The sequence below is a fragment of the Prochlorococcus sp. MIT2304 genome (genome assembly GCF_059772405.1).
This window is the reverse complement of the sequence record NZ_CM186286.1, coordinates 325,101-346,573: the sequence shown is the minus strand read 5'-3', so window position 1 is coordinate 346,573 and position 21,473 is coordinate 325,101. Positions and strand designations below refer to the sequence as shown.

The following is a 21,473-nucleotide window of genomic DNA, read 5'->3' as shown; positions in this document are numbered from 1 at the left end:
AATCTAAAAATCAAATGTCAGTGGAGAGACTTGAACTCTCGACCTCAGCGTTATGAATGCTGTGCTCTAACCGGCTGAGCTACACTGACTTGATGATACACCCACAACAAATATAAGATTTACCCTAGCTTTTACAAAGAAAAAAGTCCTTGAACCAGAGTAATCAATTCTGAATGGATAAGGTATCATTCAGTATAATAATTCAGGATGGTCATCTACGGAAGAAATCTTTAGATCAAAATTTTTTTGAGGTCTATGAATAAAGAAAATCTAATGAAGCTGGCGTTATTGAATTTATTGATAATCAACGATCACTTAAGTTTTTTCCCAGTATAGTTCATTAAAAAGAGCAAACAGCCTGATAAAACTACAAATAAATTATATATAAAAAAGTTACATATAAATAAGTAATATCTTACAATATTGTATTAGGCAAAATACATCATATTACTTGTTAAGTTTGTAAAGGAAAGATATTGGAGATATTAAAAAGTTTATTCTAAGACTAGCGTGGCAACCTAAGAAAAATACATTATTCTAAGAAGAATACAAACCTGAACTTCTTAAGAATACTTTAAATAATAAACAAGAACAATTAAATTATATAATGTAAAAAATTCAAAAATTCATTTCTTATTATTACTTTCCATTTTTATTCTCTTAGTGATCTGTTAGATGTTGCAATTACTAAATAATATTGCTATGTATAAATTAAGGGTGATCGGAATTTAAAGAAGCTTCCCCAACAGCAAGCTTCGTCATCCTCAACAATTTATGGGTTTATGCGCTCCTCTATCCATTCATTCTTTCTTATCCATCTTTTCCTTATATGGACAGGTTTACGAAGAAGCAATTGATCAACTTGAATTATTTCAATTTTTAAAATTGCAAAATTATATGATATTTCTTGCTTTGCATTAAATGATATGTCATTTAATTGGTCACGGACAAATTGATCCCCAGGACATGGCCAGCTCCACATTGCCTTCGATTTGTCACTTAGTTGATCCCAATGACGCAGATTTTTACTGCTTATCTCTATTGTTGATTTTCCTCGAAACCTAAATTGAGATTGTGATTTAAAAAAAAGCCAGCATATTTCAACATTATTATTCAAAGCCAATTCATCAAATTTTTGACTTCTTTTGTCACTATATATTAACATTTCAAAGGATTTACTCCATCCTCTAAACACTACTGTTCTAACTCTTGGTGTATTATCTGTTCCTATTGTCGCTAATTGAATCCAATTTGAGGAATCAAATTTTGATTCTTTCTTCTGCGCAGAGCTTAGCAGTGATAACCATGGAGGCATAATAGAGACGTTCAACACTATATATAAATAACATTAAAATTATAGATTCAGATTAATTTTTTGATTGATACTATTTAGTTGCTTTAAATAATAATAGCGAACTATTAATTATTTATTTTTTGATAATTTATTTATTAGGAATCTTCATCTTCATTTTCAACCCTAATCTCGACACCAACAAAAGTTGCAAATAAAACTATGAATAAGCCAATAATCGATTTCCATAAAACAGTATGGCTTACTGGATCAGGAGGTTGAAAGAAATCTGGAATCATAACTCAATGATACAACTATTTCTCTTCTTCCCAATCTTCTTCAGCCTTATCGAGAAAATCTTCAACAGTATTATCAAAGGTTTCAGCTACAGACCTCAAAATTTTTGAAATAGTTACGTCTGGGCAAGCAAGATCTTTTTGGATAGCTTCAGCACAGTCTTTGATATCTTCCCATGCATCAACGAGAATTTGAGAATCTTCTGGTTTCCAATCATCTTTCATAGATTAACTCCCCATCAATTGTTGATAGTAAAATATTTCATCACAAATAAAATTTTACCTTTATGAAAGCTATTAAATGTCTTGGTTTCTACATTTAAATCCAAGATACAAGCTCAACTGTTAGCTTTTTAGCGATATGAAAAACAAATCAAGTCAGATTCTTAAGCTTCGTTCAAATGGTGACGCTTCATTTACTAATACTGCTCAAGTCCAACAAGCGTTAGCTCAACTAGAGGCGAACCTCTCCAGAGAAGAGAATCAAAAGGTTACAGACAAATCTCAAAAAAAATAGTTTCCCTTGTGTCAAGAAGTTTCAAACTTATAATTCTTATTTACGAATTTTGAAAACCACCTATAAATAAAATAGACACTAGATTTCTATCATGCTATTGCCTAAGCCAGTTAGACCAGTTGATTCCGAGAAGAAAGGGAAAGACAGTTAGACTTTATTGAATCTGTTTACTTAATTTTTTTAATTAAAGAACACAGGGATGTAAACATACTTGTGTTCTTTTTATATGTCAGAAAAAATATAATTATAAGTAATATATTATTTGAGCAAGGAGCCCAAGGATATATGAATCTACAAACATAAATCAAAGATCATGATTCCAACTATTGACATCTAGAAAATCTTTGGCAAGTTTGTTCTTGTATTCTTTCATTAATTCATTAGTTACTTAGCTAATGCTTATTAGAAAAAATTCATATTCTTACTTTGTCTATGAAAACTGCGTATATAGAAGTTCAGAAACTTAGAACCATGGCTGAGAAATCATTGAATAAAACAGCTGAACTCCAGCAGGTTTTAGCCCAAATAGAGGCTAACCTATCATTGGCTGAATGCCAAAAAGTTAAAGAAAAGAGCAATCAAACATTAAAAAGCAAAAAATTATAAAATCAATATTTAAAACATAATAATTTATATATATATAAATTCAGTTATAAATTGACTTATAAGTGTACATTGAATTGTTCTAATAATCTCAATAAACTATGGGTAAAGTTTAGATATTTTTTTTAGTTGACTGTCCCTTTGACGATTTTTGAACTTACGATTAGTTGCTGAAGTAAAAAGTATTCCAGGTATAATCCAAAAACCTGCAATTACAAAGGTCATTAGGACTTGATTTTCAAATACAGCTTTTATCATTTATTGCCAATCTAACAACATAAAAAATTATTGATAATTTTATAAGGTAGGGTTTTATCTACTTTATAGTATTTTTCTAGCAAGATAGTATACCTTAAGCATATTTTTTTTTTCGTATATTGAAATAATATACGGGTAAAAAACAATTAGAAGAAAATAGCAAATATAAACTACAATAAAATAGTAAGTATTAACGATTAGTAATCAAACAGAATATTAAGACTAACAAAAAAACAAGAAGTAAACTTGAAATTACACTAGATTTTGCTAAATTAAAAAAAATTACTTTGATTTTTTTAAACCCAATTAGTCGAATCAAAGACCTGTTTTTCAAATTTCTAGATTTTTCCCTAATATTTTTAAATAATGAATTGCAACTGTCAGCATTGTGTCGAAATTCAAAGACAAATTATTAGAGCAGAAAAAAGGCAAGCAATTTTAATTAAAGAAAGGAGTTCTAAATTAAATATTAGGTAAAAATTATTCCCTATATGGGAATACTGGTATTGAAATTCTTTTTTGTTTTTTATCGTCTTTACTTGAATTTTTTTCATAAAGTTCACTTTCAGATTTTAAAATAGATTTATTTTTTTGTTCGTCTATTGTTTCAAGATTTATGAAAAAGAAATACAATGCAATTAACAATAAATAGGGTATAAGATTTTTAATGTTTTTTAGTATCAAACCCATTAGCTTCATATTTTAAACAATTAATTTTATATATTATAATTCATTATTAAAATCTATGCAAAGTTTTATTTATTTTCCGAACTAAATTAATCAAAACATATGATATTCAAAATCTATTTAATTAAACATTTTATTTACAACAAATTAAATAAAAAATAATTTAAGCTAAAAACTAAATATTGTAAAAAAATCACGTTTGATTGACCCTTTTTTCTATAGAATAAGTCACGAATAGTACTAATAGTAGTTATGTTTATACTACTTTCAGGACTTAAGTTTTTTCGTTAGCAACTGCATTTTTTTAACTTATTTAGGGCATTGTCCTTGTCCTTGGAATCAAATACTTCTAATTTTCTTTCGCTATTTTTATTACATTTTTGATTATCTTTAATTCAGCAAGAAGTTCTGACGGGGAATCCAAATAGAATTAAGGATCAGGCTACTAGATTGCCAGACTTACACCCTAGATCCTAAGTCAAAAACTAAATTAACTAATTTTATTAACAAATAAAATATCATAATTTTTGTCGTTACTTTCAATAGCATCTATCCACTCTTTGAACTCGCTTTTTAGGGCTTTCTTATTTTTACCTTTGAGAGTAGAAAGTCTCTTGATTACAGAATTAATAGTCACCTCACAGCTATTAATTAAGTTTGCTTTTGACATTCAAGTTGATATTGCTCAGAATATTGTATTGATTAAACTTAATAAGGTTAATTAGTGAATCCCGTAATATAGCAAATTTTATCCTCAGTTCAAAATTACATAAGAATAGATTTTATTAATAAAATTTTTTTATACTAATACATATAATTTATGTACATATTACTATGATTTAGCAATATGTAATAATTTAAACTGAAACTAGTACTTGTATGATTTAAAATATAAAATGATTCATTTAATCTATGTCTTCAATGCAATCTGGAGCTTTTCATGCAGTTGAGGTAATGCTTAACGGATCACTCCGACGTCTCAATAATTTGCACGGAGATAACAGGGAAGCACTTTATGATGAATACAAGGAATGGATTGAGCTTGATGATAATAATGTAATCAATGAAGGAGTTTTGTATTGTAATTATCTTGGATAAAGAGGAAAGCTATTTTCCTAGCAAATCTAATTGTAAACATGCGGAGTAACACACTATCCCACACGCAACAGATAAATTCAAACTTCGAACTCCACCCATTTTCAAATTTTTCTCACCTCCTGGCATAGGTATACCCGCAACTATTTCACACTCGTTCATTATGTTATCGGGTAAACCTGTATCCTCTCTCCCGAATAAAAGTATATCTGTATTTTTATAAATGACTTTTGAGATAGAATTGCTACTTTTTTTTGTTAGAGCGATAATTCTTGAGTTGCTAAAAGAATTTTTATATTGTTCAAATGAGTCATATATATGTAAATCTACGTTAGCCCAGTAATCTAAACCTGCTCTTTTTAAATATTTATCTTCAAAGCTAAAACCAGTTGGCTTAATAATGTCTAATGAAATATTAAATGCTAAGCATGACCTACCAATTGTTCCAGTGTTCTGAGGAATTCTTGGCTCAAATAAAGCGACTCTTGGTCTAGAACTATTTAATGAATTCATGGTATTACATGACCATATTTATCTAGGTCAATTGCAGTCCCATTGATAGCAAGCCACCTTTGCTTTGAATAGCGACTTATCAAAGAGGTTAGTTTGCTATGACGTTCACGAAATAAATGACCTATCGGTGTAGCAGGAACAATTCCCCAACCAACTTCCTCTGAAACAACTACAATACATAAATTGTTTTCTGAAAGGCAATTAAGAAATTTAATTTGGAAATAATTCCATTGATCGTCATCTTTTATTAGGTGCTGTTCCACTAAGCCACCTAACGAGTCAATTAATATTGACTCATTTCCTTTAATCGATTCAATTGCATTGCTAATGTCTTTTGGATGCTCTATTAGCGTCCAGCTATCAGGTCTTCTTTCCCTGTGGATAGCTATCCTATCTTGCCAATCTGAATCATTTGGTCTTGGTTTTGATGTTGCTATGTAAGTGACTCGATCTTGCTCCGAAATTAAAAATTCAGCTAATTTACTTTTTCCACTTCTCGTTGGTCCAGTAATTGATATGAGTCCTTTATAATTTTTGGCTATTGGTGTGATCATATTCTGAGCTATTGGATAAATCTATTAATAGTGTTTTTTAATATATTATATCGATATTGATTAAGAAATAAGGTTGGCTTTGATATGTATAATAAAGAATCAATATATTGATTTAAAATATTGAATAGATAAATGTATAAACTTTCTAACATAGTTATAATATTTGGAACTTTTTTACTAATTTTATCAATTATAAATATTGGGTCTGCCAATCAAGTTAATCCAACTCTAGTAAGAGCAGAGACAATATCTGGAATTGCTTCAATAGCGTTAATAACAATAGGTTATCTATGGACTGAAATTAAAACTAAACAACCTTCTAAGGTTAGCTTGGATGGAAAAGAGGGTTTTGAACTTTGTACTAAATTAACTGACGATCAAAGAAATGAATTAGCATGGGGAAGTCAGCAAATACTTACAGCAACGGCAGCTAGTACAATTTTAATATATTGGGATAATAAAGTAATACTTAGAAGAGGTTTGATATCTGAGAAAATATTTGAACCTGGAGAAATATGTAAGAGATCAATAGATCAAAGACGATTAATCTCACTAGTTAATACTGAATTATTTCCAGGTAGAAATGAGTTTGATGGAGTATTGAATAATTTACCTGCAGTTATTGTTTATCCTCTTGAAAATAGAGGCCTTACAATAGTTGGGGGTTGGTCAAAGAGATCGTTTACTAATTCAGATGAAAAATGGATATCAGGATGGTCAGATAAGTTATACGTACTACTCAGTAAGTAGGAAGTTTATAGTCGTTTCAACCTGTTTCTCGTTAGATGTAAATACTAAAGTATTATCTTTTTTAAACCATTTTGCAAAATCAGAAGAAATTATTATCTGATAATCCTCTTCACCTTTTGAATTATATATATATCTATTAAATTTACTATTGTCTATTTTAAGTAATTTTTCATTAATATTATATAATCCATTAGTTGCGTTGATTCTAGTGTTATCAAAATTAATATTGAGTGGATTATTTATATTAATAATAGAGGTATTTAAATCCCAATCAAAGGAATTAGTAATTATATAATAATCGGGATTGTCAAGAAATGATATGTTTACACTATTAAAAACCCTAATAGAGTTAGTTAAATTGGTGAGAGTTGAGTTGCCAGAATTAACTTTAAAGCCTTGACCATTTTTATTAAGTAATTCAATTGTGCTGTCAAATATATCTATATTATTATTTGTTGGATCAATTGTGGCTTTAGGACTAGTTATTCTTACACTGCTTTGATTATTGAGATTTTCCTGAAGTAGTTCAAAATCTTTAATGTAGCTTTTATTATCTATCTGAGTAGAAGATTTGTTTGATTTTTGACAACCAAATAGAGGTAATGTAGCAATTATTATCAGAAAATAAATTGATAAATATTTCACTATAAATACTTCTCATTAAATTCAATTTTATTCATTACAGGACAAGGATCATCTAGTCCATTATCCGGATCTAGCAAACCCCAATGTAATGACTTTTCAAAATTTATATTTGAAGAATCAATATTTAATTGGTTTAATATTCTAATACTTAAATTGGGTACAAAAGGATATAACAAAATTCCAATAATGCGGCAAGATTCTAGAACAGAATATATATCAATAGCAACAACATTTTTATTTTTTAAATCTTTAATTAACTTCCATGGTGCACGATCATTTAAGTAAAGATTTGCGCTATTCGCTAAATCTATAATTGCATTTGCTGAATTTTTAAAATTGCTGTCTTTAAATGATTGCATATATTCATTTATTTTTATCTCTGATTGAACCTTAAGAGGTGATTCAGCCAATAAAGAATAATCTATAGGAATTTTATCATTAAACCATTTTTTTGACATTGTAATAGTTCTGTTTAACAAATTTCCAATGGTATTACTTAAATCACTATTAACAATATCCACAAATCTTCTCATTTGAAAATCACCATCTTCTCCAAATTCAATATCTCTTAAAAGATACCATCTCATTGCATCTATACCCCCATATTCCAAAAGTTCAATCGGGTCAAGAACGTTACCTAATGATTTACCCATTTTCTGGCCTTCTCGTGTTAAAAAGCCATGACCAAAAACACTTAAAGGTGGTTTCAAACCAGCAGAAAGTAGCATTGCTGGCCAATAAACCGCATGAAATCTGAGTATATCCTTCCCAATTACATGTATATTTGCAGGCCAATTACATAACGATTCCTCGGTAAGTTGAGGAGAGTTTTGATCGCGAAGAGACCCACTAATATAACCTAATAAAGCGTCGAACCATACATAAAAAGTGTGATCATTGTTTCCAGGAACATTTATACCCCATTTTAAGTTTACTCTAGAAATTGAGAAATCTCTTAAACCTTTTGAGACAAAATTGATAATTTCATTTTTTCTACTTTTTGGAGAAATGAAACCATCAATTTTAATTAATTTTTCAATTTGGTCTTGATATTTTGATAACTTAAAAAATAAATTTTCTTCATCTCTCCATTCTAATTCCTTTTTATGAATAGAACATATTGGTTTTTTTTCATCCACATCTACATCTTTATATTCTTCACATCCAACACAATACCAGCCACTTTGTCTACCCATATAAACATCGTCAGAATTCAAAACTTTTGAGTAAAATTGATGAACTAGTGATGTGTGATCTTCAGAGGTTGTTCTCACAAAACGATCATAACTAATATTTAATTTATCCCACAAATATTTATACTTTTCTGTGATTTCATCACAATGCAGTTGTGGTTGAAGATTTTTACTTTCTGCGGTTCGCTCTATTTTTTGGCCATGTTCGTCAACTCCAGTGAGAAATAGTACTGTATTACCACTTAGTCTTTGAAATCGAGCTATTGCATCACAAGCGATTGTTGTATATGAACTACCAAGATGAGGCTTGTCGTTTACATAATATAGTGGTGTTGTAATTGTGTATTTCATATTCATAATATATTCTAATTATTATATTGTATTTTTAAAACTCTTGCACAATTATGATAAACTCTTATTTTATAATGAAATTAATTCAAAATATATTATATTATTATTATTATTGACCATATTTTTAACGTTAAAACTCTCGCCGATATTTATGTTCTTTTTTGATTTTAGAATACATATAGTAGAAAAATGATATTCAATAAAGTATAAGATACAAATACATTTATATTTGTTTATCCAATTTAGTAAAATCACATTATATTTCTTAAAAAAGTTTTTTTTGAACCATTTAATCAACCAATATTTTTGATCCTCTCTATATCGCATCATATTTTGTCTTGCTTGATTATTAATCTCAAGAGTAATTTGATCAACATCTTCTTTAGAAATAAGTTCTTTATTATTTAGATATTTGTTTATTTGGTAGTTAACCAACAAGTCAGAATATCTCCTTATAGGAGATGTGGCATGTAAATAAGATTTTAATCCTAAACTTGAATGCGGCATTGGGTTTATCGAATAATATGACTTTCCCATAGTTTTCTTAAGAAAATAATTATATAAAACTCTATTATTAGAATCTTGAATATTATCTTTAGAAAGTTTATCTATACGTTGTTGGACTCTATATGGAACAGGAATTTTATTGACCTTAGTAAAATCTGAAATTAGATTTCCATACAAGATCATTGCTTCACTTATTAATTGTCTGGATAACGTTGGATCTATTATCTTGAGGCTAGGATTGTTATTTTCTACAATAATCTTTCCAAATGATTCTAATATTTCCGTAGCACCTAAATTCTTTCTCCAACATTTTCTACTTTGTAAAATTTCAGAGATAATACTTAAATCTTCTTCTTCTTTTGGCGCATAATCTATTAGTTCATCAGCTTCTGTATAATTTAACCTGAAGTCTACTTTAATAATACTCTGGACTATTTCTGTAGAACTAATACTACCGTCTTCATTAAAAATAACACCTATACTTAATGATCTTCTTTTTTCTTTATCACTTAGACTAAAAACATCATTTATTAATATTTCAGGAAGCATATAATAAGTATTATCTGATAAATAAACAGTTGAAATAAGCTTCCTTGCCTTCTTATCAATAGCTGATTTATATTCAAAATATGAAGTAGGGGAGGCAATGTGGATCCAAAACTTATGCTGATAAGATAATTTTTCTAAAGAAATAGCATCATCTATTTCAATAGTTTCAGAATCATCTATTGAAAATGTTTTAAGATGTGTTAGGTCTTTGACTGAAGCATTAACATTAACTGTTTGTTTAAATCTAGAAATTATATTTTTAACTTCATTATCTATTATTTTATTGTACATTCTATTATTAATAGAATATTAAGTTACCCTTCTGGATTAACAAAGGGAAGTAAGGCAATAATTCGTGCTCTTTTAACTGCTGTGGTTAAATCTCTTTGTTGCTTAGCTGTTAATCCAGTAAGCCTTCTAGGTAAAATTTTTCCTCTATCTGTAATAAATTTCTTTAATAATTCTACGTCCTTATAATCAATAGGATCTCCAGGCTTTATGGGAGAAAGCTTTTGTTTGAATAGTGAATTAGTCATTTTTAAAAAGTGTATAAAAGGAAATAATTATTTGATTTCCCTATGAATCGTCATCTTATTTAATTCAGGGCAGAATTTTTTAAGTTCCAGTCTTTCAGTAGTGTTTCTACGATTTTTTTCTGTGGTGTATCTAGATACTCCTGCAGAACGCTTTTCTGAGCTAGGTACAGATCTAGACTCAGTACATTCTAAAGTGACCACTATTCTGGTGCCTTTTTTAGCCATACGAACTTAGCTCAATTTTTGTGAGTCTAGGGAACAAAGTACAATCTTACTAGGCTAAGCACCCTTTTTTATAAATTCATTCGATCACCTATGTTTAACTCCTGTAAGAGCAAATCATGAAGGTATCAGTCTCTTGGCTAAAAGATTATGTCGAATTTAGCAATGATATTGATGAATTGGCTGAAAAGCTTTCAATGACAGGCTTTGAAGTTGAATCATTAGAAGACTTATCAGCCCAAGCAAAAAATGTTGTTATTGGTTACGTAGAAGAAATCACACCTCATCCAAATGCCGAAAAGCTCAAGGTTTGTTCAGTAGATGTTGGTTTACCCAAAAAGTTAAGTATTGTTTGTGGTGCACCAAACGTAAAAGCCGGGTATCACGTCCTTGTGGCTAAGGTTGGAGCCTATTTATCATCAAAGTCATTAAAAATAAAATTATCTAATTTACGAGGCGTAGAAAGCGCAGGAATGATTTGTTCATTGGATGAATTAGGGATTGAAAGTTGTAATGAAGGTATAGAAATTCTTGAAGAAAATGAAACCAATATCCCTCCAATTGGTTCAAATGCTGTCGATTATCTTGGATTAAATGACACCATTATTGAATTAGCTATTACGGCTAACAGACCTGATGGTATGTCTTTGGCTGGCATAGCACGAGAAATATCAATACTAACAAATTCAAAATTAAGATTACCAACCTTAAATTTCAATAAAGACTTTGAAAAATTTGATCCACAAATAAAAGAAAAAGAAACGATAGGATCAGACTTTGTTTACTCACTTACATACATAGAGAATATAGACAATAATGGAAAGATAAATAAATCTATATCCAATAAATTAAATTCATTAAGACAAAATTGTATAAACCCTGTTGTGGACATAACAAATTTTTTAATGTTTGAGCAAGGCCAGCCACTACATGCCTTTGATGCAGATCTATTGGATAATATAGTTGGTAGAATAGTTATGCCAAATGATTTTGGTATTAGAAATGGTAGAGAGGGCGAATCATTTATTGCACTCGATAAAAAAGAATATAAATTAAATGAAAATATAAAGGTAATTACATGCGGCGATATTCCAATTGCAATAGCTGGGGTTATCGGAGGAAACAACAGTTCCGTAACTGCTAAAACTACAAGAGTTTGGTTGGAAGCAGCTGTATTTACTCCTACATCTGTTAGAAATAGTAGTAGAGAGATAGGACTCAGAACAGAGGCAAGCAGTAGATACGAAAAGGGTATATCACCTAATATGACAACTGCTGTATCTCTAAGAGCTAGTGATATTATTTCTTTGGAATTAGGTGGTAATATTAAATCGACTCATGTCAATAATGAATTTATTAGAAAAGATATTAGTATCAATCTTAGAATAGAAAAAATAAACAAGGTTCTAGGTAAATTGATTTACATAGATAATAATCAGTTAGATAAAAGTTCTAATACATACCGTTATCTTAATAAGGATGAGATTGAGCCTCTTCTCACAAAACTTGGCTGCCTAATTACGTCAACTTCTAGTGGTTGGGATGTACAAATTCCTCCTTATAGATCATCTGATTTAACTAGAGAAATTGATTTAATAGAAGAAATAGCAAGACTAATTGGATATGATAATTTTGATTCAAATATGCCAAATCCTCTTGAGCCAGGAGTACTAAAACCTGCAAATTTAGTTGAAAGACGTTTACGAAATTCCTTTATCCATAATGGTTTTCAGGAAGTAGTGACCTCATCACTTGTTGGTCCTGATAACACTGATGGAAATGCTGTAATAATCAAAAATCCATTATTATCAGAGACTAGTAGATTAAGAACAAATGTATGGGATGAACATCTTAAAATTCTTCAGAGAAATGTATCATTCGGAGCTGAAGGGTGTTGGATCTTTGAAATAGCAAAGACATACAAAAAAGATAAAGAAAGCTTTGTTGAAACAAATTTATTATCAGGAGCATTGACTGGAAATAAACGATTTAGTAAGTGGGGCTCAGCATCAAAACTAATATCTTTAGATTATTTTGAAGCAAGAGGAAAACTTAAGCAATGCCTTGAAGTTCTCGGAATTGAAACTATTGATAGGCAACTTATCGAAAAAGATTTCATGCATCCGGGTCGAACATCAGAATTGTTTGTTGAAGGAAAAAGTATCGGCTTCTTCGGACAAATACACCCTTCTCTATCCGAGAAATATGATCTGATTAAAGAAACATACTTATTTAATCTTGAGTTTGATTCATTGATTAAGGCCTCGACAAGGAAAACAAATTGGATAAGAATTTACAAGGATTACCCCACTGTTCCTTACATGGAAAGGGATATTGCGCTTATTCATTCAAGAAAATACAGTTCCTTAGAAATAATAAATCTAATAAAGAAATCTGGAAGACCACTTTTAGAGAAAGTGGAATTGATAGATCGTTACGAGGGATCCTCTATTCCCGAGGATTCAATTAGCCATGCTTTTAGAATAAAATACAGAGATCCTAAAAAAACACTAATAGAAGAGGATATAAATCCAATACACGAAAAAATAAGAACTGCTCTTAAAGAAAAATTAAATGCGGACCTCAGAAGCTAGTCTTGAGGATCTTACTCACGACTCACAATGAGTCCAGTATCAAGACTTAAAATAGACAAATTAGACGCTAATTTTCATTCCAAAAAATATTTTAACATTTAAAATATCTAGTCGATCATTTAACTTTTTTATCTTGATAAGAATTGCCTTATTATCGATAAATTTTAATTTTAAATTCGACAGGAAATTAAGAAATAAAAAGTAATGGTCTTATTGATCTCATTTAAGATTCAACTCTAGACCCGTAAATAGTCTCATCTAAGATTAATTAGAAAATTATAAATAAATTTCAGAACCAATTGCTGGCCAATCCAACTGCCAGGGATTTATGTGATGACTATGCTGCATAACTGTCTATTAAGCAGTTATGCACAGTAAAAAAGCTAGTCATATCAGGGCTAGAGAAACTAAAAAATCCGATTGGACAAAATATGGACATTTACAGGCGGAAGAGGCATATAGACTAGATTAAAACTGTTCAACAAAATCCAGAATATTCCTGCATTTTAAAATGCACTGGATGATGTCTAGTAATCTTGATTTGTTTTTCATACAGAAAACAATCAAATAATTTATTCGGCCGATTCAAATAGCCCATCACTGAATAAAAAAAGCAAAAAAAGAAGTCTTTCAAGTCTCATGTAAGTCGCGTAACTAGACTAGTTTTGAGACCAATCCGATACTTAGTAGAAGCTAATTTTTGTATAAATCTTTTAGTAATTGATAAGCCTCGTTTAATTTTCTCATATTTTCGTTTGATCCTCCAGCATCAGGGTGATTGGAAAGAGCTTTTTCTTTATACGCCTCTCGGATGAACGAAAGAGTCAGAGATGATCCTGCTTTTGTTGGTAAACCTAATAACTTCAAAGCACCATGAACAGTCATAGTTGACTCAAGTGTTTGGAAAGAAGTCACATTTTGACTACGTTTGAATTTATTCACAAACCTTCGGATAAGAGTGGGAATTCTATTTCTTAAGTTTTTAGTTGAAAAGGGGTCTTCAAGAGCACCCGCCAAGATGACAACATCATCAAAAGTTACTGAACCGATATTCCATTCACGACAATATGAATTAAGCATCTTACAAGCAGCATTCCAGGTAAAAGGTATGTTTTCTGTGCCATCGACATGGGGCCAGATATCTCTTGCAAGCCAAATCATTGATGCCTCGATAACACTTTCAGTCGGTTTTTGCCCATAAAGGTATATCCAATGTTTTTCTACAGCGTCTTTAGCTTTTATTAAATCATCAATATTAATTGTGGTTATTGAAGTGTCTTCCATATTTTTAAAAGTTTTGTCTTTACTCAAACTTTTTTTAAGGTTTGTCGTCTGTTTTCTTATAAAACCTGGTAATTCAATGCCTGTAGAGACAGTTCCCTTTTGATTTGTTTTTGCATTATTAGTTTTAACATCATTTACCGTTACATTTTTTATTTCAATATTTTTATTTCCTACTATCACTAATGCTTTTTCTTCTTTTTTACTATTTTCAATTCCACCTTGATCGCTTATAGAGTCATGATGGTCATTATGAGTAAAATCTAATTGTTCATTATCAATTACATCTTCATCTAAATCCTTAGGTAAAATAACTTGTAATAGTCTCTCGAAAACCTGTCCTCTTCTTCTGAATCCCCACTCTTTACGAAGGCGGTCGACGCCTTCTATGAGATCAATTGGTAAATCAATTGAAATTCTCTTAATATCTTTTTCTTCACCTTCCGCCACAAGATCATAATAACTATTCATATATTAATGGCCTTTTTATTTTCCACACACCTTTAGCTTTGAATTTATATAATTAAAATGATTATGAAATGAATATAATTATGGTGATATTGTTTAAAAACTAGGAAATAGCCACATCGATCAAGACTTATAAGTATTATTTAAAAAAATTAGTAAATTTAAATGGACTTTTGCACATCCTCCCAAAATTGGAACGAAAGAAAAAAATTTTTTCAAGCCAAGAAATTAAATTTTTTAATTTCTGTTAAAGAATCCTATGAAAGAAAACTTGCAGCTATTACTGCATCAATATCAAAGCTCGAAGAACAAATGAATACAAACAGTCAAGGTATTGAAAGCTAAATTAACTCTGATCTAGTTATTCAATTACATCTTTTAATATTTGTTCTGGACCAAACTTTATAAGTTGATCTACATCAGATCTTTTTGTTCCAAGAAAATATCCAGCAAAACCAAGAGCATTTATACTAAATCCATATGCACTATCTGTTTTACGCGTTATAAGCGCAATCCACTCTGGAGTAATAATCAAATTATACGGTTTTAAAGGTTTACTATCTACTTCAATATTACCTAAATTCATCTCATTAATCATAGATTTATATAAACTATATAGGTCATTTGAGCTTGAGTCTAATTTATTATTCCTTCGTTTAATTGAAACACAACAAGAAATCAGAGAGTTTTTAATATCGTTACTAATTAATGAGCAGAACCAATCATATCTAGGGCAAATACTCTCATTATTATGTCTTGGTAACAATTGAAAATGTCGATGAGGTTGACTTGCTCCAGCTTCCTTACTGCTATTAAAGAACCATAAACCAGTAGTATCATTATCAACATTTTTTATAGCATCGAAATCATCATTATCAAGCCATCCATTTTGGGGTTTCCATTTATTTGTTATTAACAACATATGTCCAATCTGTACTGGATATTTATTTAAAATTAATGTATGATTACTATGTATAGATTGTATTTCAAGCCTGGAATCCCAAGGAATAAATGGGTTTCTTTTTGGACCATATTCAATAAAATGCCTTGGGATAGGACTTAAAAGAAAACGTAATTCATAATCACAAAATAGCTTGCTTGTTTTATATTTTTTGGTTTCTAGAGGAATTACAGCCCCAGAATAAACAGCTTCTCGACTAATTTGAAGAGCTTTGGCCCATATAATTTGGCTCTTCACCTCAAATAGTCCTTTAATAAATAATCTAATGCAATTATATTATTAATATTCAAAAATATAAAGAATAATAAAAAGCTTAGTAACTAACCACTAATAATCAATTACCAAGTACTCGATGAACAAAATAAAGCTTCTTCAAATCATGCAATTTATGCCTATCAGGGGTTCCAAGGTTTGAAAGTTGATTTAGTTCTAGTTGAATGGTTTGGTGCTCTAGAGACGATTTATGGGCACCTACAGACCGATTTATTACTTACAAGATCTTTTTGAAAAATTATTGTACGAAAGTTCATAAAATCAAATTTACAAAAATCAAAAAGAAAAAAAGTCGTGAATAATCATTTGGTAATTAAATGAGCATAATCCCGAGATCAGTTGTACTGGAAAGGTTTTTGGTATACACAAAGACAATTCAAATTTATCAATTTGCAAAATAGTTTCAGATTATTAGCAAATAAGGTTGACGAAAGCAGGGGGGAAAGAGGTAAAACCTCTTTCAGTAATGTGTCCTCGATGGATTGGGACTTTTCTGAAGACGAAGCTTTTTTGGCTCTTTGCGATGCGTTTCGCGAGAGCGGGGAAACGTCTGCTATGGAATTTTTAGCAACAGGTGAAGGTGCTTTTCACTTTCAGGAATTAACTCAAAATGCTGCCGGGGAGGGGATTGATTTGAGTGACTCAGAATCAATGGCTGAGTTTCAGATGGAAGTATTAGAAACTATCGATGAAATGAATAACTAATTTTCTAAATTAGTTTATAAATTGAAGAAAATATTTAAATAATTTAAATACCAAAGTATTTAGCTACTGGATGTAATGCAACAATAGCTGTTGTACTTTGTTCAGGATGCAGTTGCTCACTTTCATCCATAGAGATATTAATTTTTTTAGCATCAAGCCATAACAATTGTTTTCTAGAATCAGAAACTTCAGGACAAGCTGGGTAGCCAAAAGAATAACGACATCCTCGATATTTAACATCTAAGATATCCTTTATATTATTTGGTTCACAGTCTTTAAATCCACATTCAATCCTAATTACAGAATGTATATATTCAGCAAGTGCTTCCGCTAGCTGGACTGTCAAACCATGAAAGAATAGATAATCTGAGTATGAATCCTGACTAAATAATTTATGGGAATATTCACTAGCTGATTCTCCCATTGTTACAGCTTGCATTGGCAAATAATCACTAGGCTGATTGTTATTTAAATCATTATAAAAATCTGCTATGCAAAATCTTTTTCCGGATCTTTGCCTAGGTAATAAAAAATTACCCAATAGACTTTGGTGATCTTTATCATATATATTTAAAGAATTACCATCTCTACCACAAGGGAAATACCCATAGACTAAAGAGGGTTTAATAAGCTTTTCATTGATTATTTTATTCATCCAGTAATCCAATTTCGGTTCTGCCTTCTCTAGTAAAAAATTCTTATAGTCGGATGCAGACATCTCCTTGGAACGTTTCATTTGCCATTGGCCTGCAAATAAAGCATTACGATCTAGGAAATTATAAACCTTAGCTATATCAATATCTTTTTCTAATAAAAACTTTGGGCCTATGAATGGCGGTTTAATAGGATCTATTTGAGGAATATTTTTTGATCTTGATTTATCTTCAATAGGATTTTCTTTTATTTTATTGATATTAATTTCCTGATGAGTATTTTTATTTTTATAATTACCAATAGTAATCCCCTCGGGAGCACCTTCTTTAAAACCCGAGAAATTATCCCAATTATTTAATTCCTTTGCCTTCATATATGAATCCATAAATTTTAAATCTGTAAAAGCATCTTTACCGTAAATAACCTTCCCTTTATAAACACTTGCACAATCTTGATTAACAAACTTTGGAGTCAAAGCTGCTCCTCCAAGAATAATAGGCACAGATATATCTTCTTCATTTAATGCTTTAAGATTATCTTTCATAAATGCAGTGGATTTAACTAGTAGTCCACTCATAGCAATACAATCAGCGTTATGCTCTTTCTGAGCATTAATTATTGAATTGACTTCTTGCTTAATTCCTAAATTAATAACTTCATAACCGTTATTAGATAAAATTATATCTACTAGATTTTTACCAATATCATGAACATCACCCTTAACTGTAGCGATAATAAATTTTCCTTTTGATTGATTAACCTCAGATTTATCCATGAAATCCTCTAAATACGAAACAGCAAATTTCATTGTTTCCGCAGATTGGAGAACAAAGGGTAATTGCATTTGACCCGACCCAAATAATTCACCAACTACTTTCATACCATCCAATAAATATTCATTAATTATTATCAAAGGTTTATATTTCTTTAATGCGAAATCAAGATTTGAATGTAAATTAGTTTTTTCACCATCAATAATATGATTCTTTAGTTTTTCTTCTATTGGTAATTTAATATCATCATTATTTGTACTTTTATTTAAAAGTGTCTTTGAATCTTCGAAATAACTAGTTAATGTTGTTAAAGGATCATATGTACATACTTTATTTTCAAATATTCTTCTATCATAAATAAGATCCATGCAGATTTTTATCTCTTCTTCACTTATTTTGTTTAGAGGTAAAATCTTGGACGGAGAAACAATTGCAGAATCAAGACCGGCCTTAATTGCTTCATCAAGAAAGATAGAATTAAGAACAATTCTTGCACTAGAAGATAAACCAAAACTTACATTTGAAATTCCAAGGATTAAATGAACTTCTGGATATTTATCTTTTATTAACTTAATTGCATTTATAGTTTCTAAACCATTCTTTCTATCTTCTTCTAATCCAGTTGAGATAGGTAATGCTAACGGATCATAAAAAAGTTCATAAGATTTTAATCCAGAATTAGTCGCATCCTTATATGCTCTTGTTGCTATTTCTGCTTTTTTATCAGCAGATCTAGCCATTCCATCTTCGTCAATTGTTCCAATCACTACCGCTGACCCGTAACTTTTAGCAAGATCAATAACTTTATAAAATCTATCTGGTCCATCCTCATAATTAGTAGAATTTAAAATACATTTTCCGCCAGCATGCTTTAACCCACTCTCCATTTTTTCATAATCTGTTGAATCAAGCATTAAAGGCAAATTAATATTATTTACAAGTCTTTTGACTAACATAGACATATCTTCGATACCATTTCTTCCAACAAAATCTACATTTACATCTAAAACATGAGCATTTTCCTTCAGTTGAGATTTTGCTATTCCAACAAGTCCGTCCCAATCCTCATCGTTTAGTAGTTCTCTTACTTTTTTAGATCCACTAGCATTTAATCTCTCACCTACGATCAAGAAAGAATTATCTTGCTCATAGGGAATAGACTCATATATTGATGATGCAGCTGGAATTATAGATCTTTCTTTTGAAAGAGAATCCAATCTTTGCTCAGAAGATAAAAGCTCTTTAGATAAATCTGAAAGTTGCTTAATATGTTCCGGTCTGGTTCCACAACAACCTCCTATTAGTTGAACTCCTAAATCATTAATAAAATGACTAAGTTGGAACTTAAGTTCCATTGGAGTTAATCGATAATGAGCCTTGCCACCAACATTTTCTGGAAGTCCTGCATTTGGTATACAACTTATATGAAATGGTGAATGTTGCGATAAATATTTAATATGATCTTTCATTTCTTCAGGGCCAGTTGCACAATTAAGGCCCAAAATATCAATGTTAAATGGCTCCAGTATTGTTGTAATAGAAGAAATATCACTACCAATAAGCATCTGGCCGGTGGTCTCCATGGTTACTGACACCATTAATGGAATTTTCTTTCCAGAACCAATAGCTTCATTTACGCTTTGCAGAGCAGCCTTGATTTGAAGGACATCTTGGCAAGTTTCAATAATAAAAAGATCAATTCCACCCTCAATTAGTGCTTTAGCTTGCTCAAGATAAGAATTTTTTAGCTCATCAAAACTGATATGACCTAGGGTTGGTAGTTTGGTTGTTGGTCCAATAGATCCAGCTACAAATCGTGGTTTCTCATCTGATTGATATTTATTTGCAACATTCCTTGCTATTTGTGCTGCTTTTAAATTGATCTCATAAGCTTTATTACCAATTCCATATTCATCTAGAACAATTGAAGTAGCACCAAATGTATTTGTTTCGATTACATCACAACCTGCATTTAAAAATGATTCATGTACTTTTTCGACGCTGGAGACTGATGTCAGTACAAGGTTTTCATTACAACCCTCTAATGAAGCTCCGCCATAGTCTTCTGCATTAAGTTGTTGATCTTGCAGAGACGTGCCTGTGGCGCCATCAAAGACTAATATCGGTCTCTTTTCAGAGTTGAGATAACCTAAAAAATCAGTCATAAATTATATATTTAACTTATTAGAATGAAAATCATTAATTTAAATAAGTTATATAATCTTATTTTAATCTATATGTACACGTTTGACCCAATTTTCATATTCAGGAACTAAACCTTCTGTAATTTTAGTCAACTTCGTTCTTAATGAATTCATTATTGGCATCTCTTTGCTCATTGATGTGGTTTCAATCATTTTTATAGGGGTAATTTTTGCCGCAGTTCCTGTAAGGAATACTTCATCAGATATAAACAATTCTGTTTTATCAACTGGTCTTTCTATAACTTTTAAACCATCTTTTTTTGCCAGTTCTATAACACTTGAACGAGTTATACCTTCAAGAATATCTTGATCAACACCAGGTGTAATTAATTCACCATTACGTACTATAAAAATGTTCATACCACTTGCTTCACTGATTTTTCCCTGACTATTTAATAATAGTGCTTCATCAAATCCACTTTTTACTGCTTCAGTTTTGGCTAAGGAGCTAGTGATATAAGCTCCACTAATTTTACCTCTTAATGGAAGTGAGTTGTCTTGCTGACGAGTCCAGCTACTAACGCGACAAGTAACCCCATCTGGTGACAGATAATCACCTAGTTCTATTCCATAAATAAAGAAATTAGTTTCTATATTATGTAACCTTGGTGCAATTCCTAAGTCACTAGTATATACAAATGGTCTGATGTAAACAGGTTGAGTCGGTTTGTTTTTAACAAGAAATGTTTCAAGAGACTTTAATACAAAATCCTCATCTAATTCAGTCATCAAAAATCTAGCACTTTGACATAATCTTTTTGCGTGTTTGTCTGCTCTAAATAATAAAAATGATTTACTATTATTTGGATCAGGAATAGCCCGCATTCCTCCAAAAGCTGCAGTTCCATAATGAAGTGCATGAGTAGCTATAGATAGCTTCGCCTCATCAAATGGTATACATTGCCCTTCAAACCAAGCAAATGGAAGAAAATTATGCATTATTAGTTCCAGCTAAGATGAAAACAATCAGCATTTCAGTTTTTACTGCTCTTA

At 30.5% G+C, this 21,473-nt stretch carries 23 protein-coding genes and 1 tRNA gene; 7 read left to right on the top strand and 17 right to left on the bottom strand.

Annotation, left to right across the window (positions count from 1 at the left end; genetic code table 11):
- Positions 1–15 precede the first annotated feature (15 nt).
- The 4 genes from AC6EIY_RS01825 to AC6EIY_RS01810 form a co-directional block, all read right to left on the bottom strand.
- Positions 16–89 (bottom strand) — tRNA-Met (locus AC6EIY_RS01825).
- Positions 90–772: 683 nt separating this feature from the next.
- On the bottom strand, positions 773–1,330 hold the full coding sequence (locus AC6EIY_RS01820; protein WP_498507267.1) for a pyridoxamine 5'-phosphate oxidase family protein: 558 nt from the start codon (positions 1,328–1,330) through the stop codon (positions 773–775).
- Positions 1,331–1,449: 119 nt separating this feature from the next.
- Entirely contained in the window at positions 1,450–1,590 is a 141-nt protein-coding gene (locus AC6EIY_RS01815) for a hypothetical protein (protein ID WP_498507265.1), read from the bottom strand.
- 15 nt (positions 1,591–1,605) lie between these two features.
- Positions 1,606–1,812, bottom strand: coding sequence for a hypothetical protein (locus AC6EIY_RS01810; protein ID WP_498507264.1), 207 nt, complete (start codon positions 1,810–1,812; stop codon positions 1,606–1,608).
- Positions 1,813–1,948: 136 nt separating this feature from the next.
- Between AC6EIY_RS01810 and AC6EIY_RS01805 the strand changes: the two genes are divergently transcribed.
- Together AC6EIY_RS01805 and AC6EIY_RS01800 are read left to right on the top strand one after the other, a co-directional pair.
- A complete protein-coding gene (locus AC6EIY_RS01805) occupies positions 1,949–2,104 on the top strand; it encodes a hypothetical protein (RefSeq protein WP_498507263.1) in 156 nt (51 codons plus the stop codon).
- Between the two features lie 432 nt (positions 2,105–2,536).
- Positions 2,537–2,710 carry a hypothetical protein gene (locus AC6EIY_RS01800; RefSeq protein ID WP_498507261.1) on the top strand — a complete coding sequence of 58 codons (174 nt, stop codon included), beginning with the start codon at positions 2,537–2,539 and terminating at the stop codon, positions 2,708–2,710.
- Positions 2,711–3,445: 735 nt separating this feature from the next.
- Here the strand turns inward: AC6EIY_RS01800 and AC6EIY_RS01795 are convergent.
- Both AC6EIY_RS01795 and AC6EIY_RS01790 read right to left on the bottom strand, forming a co-directional pair.
- The gene (locus tag AC6EIY_RS01795) at positions 3,446–3,664 is read right to left on the bottom strand and encodes a hypothetical protein (protein ID WP_498507260.1); all 219 of its coding nucleotides are present in this window, start codon (positions 3,662–3,664) and stop codon (positions 3,446–3,448) included.
- Between the two features lie 478 nt (positions 3,665–4,142).
- Positions 4,143–4,322 carry a hypothetical protein gene (locus tag AC6EIY_RS01790; RefSeq protein ID WP_498507259.1) on the bottom strand — a complete coding sequence of 60 codons (180 nt, stop codon included), beginning with the start codon at positions 4,320–4,322 and terminating at the stop codon, positions 4,143–4,145.
- Positions 4,323–4,564: 242 nt separating this feature from the next.
- On the opposite strand from AC6EIY_RS01790, the gene AC6EIY_RS01785 reads away from it, so the two are divergent.
- Complete coding sequence (locus AC6EIY_RS01785; protein WP_498507258.1) at positions 4,565–4,750, top strand: hypothetical protein; 186 nt, start codon at positions 4,565–4,567, stop codon at positions 4,748–4,750.
- Between the two features lie 9 nt (positions 4,751–4,759).
- Here AC6EIY_RS01785 and AC6EIY_RS01780 read toward each other — a convergent pair whose 3' ends face one another.
- Entirely contained in the window at positions 4,760–5,260 is a 501-nt protein-coding gene (locus AC6EIY_RS01780) for a tRNA (cytidine(34)-2'-O)-methyltransferase (protein WP_498507257.1), read from the bottom strand.
- Complete coding sequence (locus AC6EIY_RS01775) at positions 5,257–5,814, bottom strand: bifunctional adenosylcobinamide kinase/adenosylcobinamide-phosphate guanylyltransferase (RefSeq protein WP_498507256.1); 558 nt, start codon at positions 5,812–5,814, stop codon at positions 5,257–5,259. Before AC6EIY_RS01775 ends, AC6EIY_RS01780 begins: the two co-directional genes overlap by 4 nt.
- Before the next feature lie 132 nt (positions 5,815–5,946).
- Here AC6EIY_RS01775 and AC6EIY_RS01770 point away from each other — a divergent pair, with 132 nt between their 5' ends.
- On the top strand, positions 5,947–6,564 hold the full coding sequence (locus AC6EIY_RS01770) for a cofactor assembly of complex C subunit B (protein WP_498507255.1): 618 nt from the start codon (positions 5,947–5,949) through the stop codon (positions 6,562–6,564).
- Here AC6EIY_RS01770 and lptC read toward each other — a convergent pair.
- The 5 genes from lptC to rpmG form a co-directional block, all read right to left on the bottom strand.
- On the bottom strand, positions 6,550–7,209 hold the full coding sequence (gene lptC, locus AC6EIY_RS01765; RefSeq protein ID WP_498507254.1) for an LPS export ABC transporter periplasmic protein LptC: 660 nt from the start codon (positions 7,207–7,209) through the stop codon (positions 6,550–6,552). The genes AC6EIY_RS01770 and lptC overlap by 15 nt on opposite strands.
- Positions 7,209–8,759 (bottom strand): methionine--tRNA ligase, encoded by a 1,551-nt coding sequence (gene metG / locus AC6EIY_RS01760; RefSeq protein WP_498507252.1) that lies wholly within the window; start codon positions 8,757–8,759, stop codon positions 7,209–7,211. Before metG ends, lptC begins: the two co-directional genes overlap by 1 nt.
- Positions 8,760–8,822: 63 nt before the next feature.
- The gene (locus AC6EIY_RS01755; RefSeq protein WP_498507251.1) at positions 8,823–10,100 is read right to left on the bottom strand and encodes a ribonuclease catalytic domain-containing protein; all 1,278 of its coding nucleotides are present in this window, start codon (positions 10,098–10,100) and stop codon (positions 8,823–8,825) included.
- A 23-nt stretch (positions 10,101–10,123) separates the two neighbouring features.
- On the bottom strand, positions 10,124–10,345 hold the full coding sequence (gene rpsR / locus AC6EIY_RS01750) for a 30S ribosomal protein S18 (RefSeq protein ID WP_011293874.1): 222 nt from the start codon (positions 10,343–10,345) through the stop codon (positions 10,124–10,126).
- Between the two features lie 27 nt (positions 10,346–10,372).
- Positions 10,373–10,570: a 50S ribosomal protein L33 gene (rpmG, locus tag AC6EIY_RS01745; protein ID WP_011823694.1), complete on the bottom strand. Its 198-nt coding sequence runs from the start codon at positions 10,568–10,570 to the stop codon at positions 10,373–10,375.
- 116 nt (positions 10,571–10,686) lie between these two features.
- Here rpmG and pheT point away from each other — a divergent pair, with 116 nt between their 5' ends.
- Positions 10,687–13,161 carry a phenylalanine--tRNA ligase subunit beta gene (gene pheT, locus AC6EIY_RS01740; protein ID WP_498507250.1) on the top strand — a complete coding sequence of 825 codons (2,475 nt, stop codon included), beginning with the start codon at positions 10,687–10,689 and terminating at the stop codon, positions 13,159–13,161.
- A gap of 693 nt (positions 13,162–13,854) precedes the next feature.
- Here the strand turns inward: pheT and AC6EIY_RS01735 are convergent.
- Complete coding sequence (locus AC6EIY_RS01735; RefSeq protein WP_498507249.1) at positions 13,855–14,913, bottom strand: molecular chaperone DnaJ; 1,059 nt, start codon at positions 14,911–14,913, stop codon at positions 13,855–13,857.
- Positions 14,914–15,075: 162 nt separating this feature from the next.
- Between AC6EIY_RS01735 and AC6EIY_RS01730 the strand changes: the two genes are divergently transcribed.
- Positions 15,076–15,255, top strand: a complete 180-nt coding sequence (locus AC6EIY_RS01730) for a hypothetical protein (RefSeq protein ID WP_498507248.1) — start codon at positions 15,076–15,078, stop codon at positions 15,253–15,255.
- A gap of 16 nt (positions 15,256–15,271) precedes the next feature.
- On the opposite strand, the gene AC6EIY_RS01725 is transcribed toward AC6EIY_RS01730, so the two are convergent.
- Positions 15,272–16,108, bottom strand: coding sequence for an ATP adenylyltransferase family protein (locus tag AC6EIY_RS01725; protein ID WP_498507247.1), 837 nt, complete (start codon positions 16,106–16,108; stop codon positions 15,272–15,274).
- A gap of 513 nt (positions 16,109–16,621) precedes the next feature.
- Between AC6EIY_RS01725 and AC6EIY_RS01720 the strand changes: the two genes are divergently transcribed.
- Positions 16,622–16,849 carry a DUF8667 family protein gene (locus AC6EIY_RS01720; protein ID WP_269625503.1) on the top strand — a complete coding sequence of 76 codons (228 nt, stop codon included), beginning with the start codon at positions 16,622–16,624 and terminating at the stop codon, positions 16,847–16,849.
- A 43-nt stretch (positions 16,850–16,892) separates the two neighbouring features.
- Here AC6EIY_RS01720 and metH read toward each other — a convergent pair whose 3' ends face one another.
- Both metH and AC6EIY_RS01710 read right to left on the bottom strand, forming a co-directional pair.
- The gene (gene metH, locus AC6EIY_RS01715) at positions 16,893–20,441 is read right to left on the bottom strand and encodes a methionine synthase (protein ID WP_498507246.1); all 3,549 of its coding nucleotides are present in this window, start codon (positions 20,439–20,441) and stop codon (positions 16,893–16,895) included.
- Positions 20,442–20,504: 63 nt separating this feature from the next.
- Entirely contained in the window at positions 20,505–21,419 is a 915-nt protein-coding gene (locus AC6EIY_RS01710; RefSeq protein WP_498507245.1) for a branched-chain amino acid transaminase, read from the bottom strand.
- Positions 21,420–21,473: the final 54 nt, after the last annotated feature.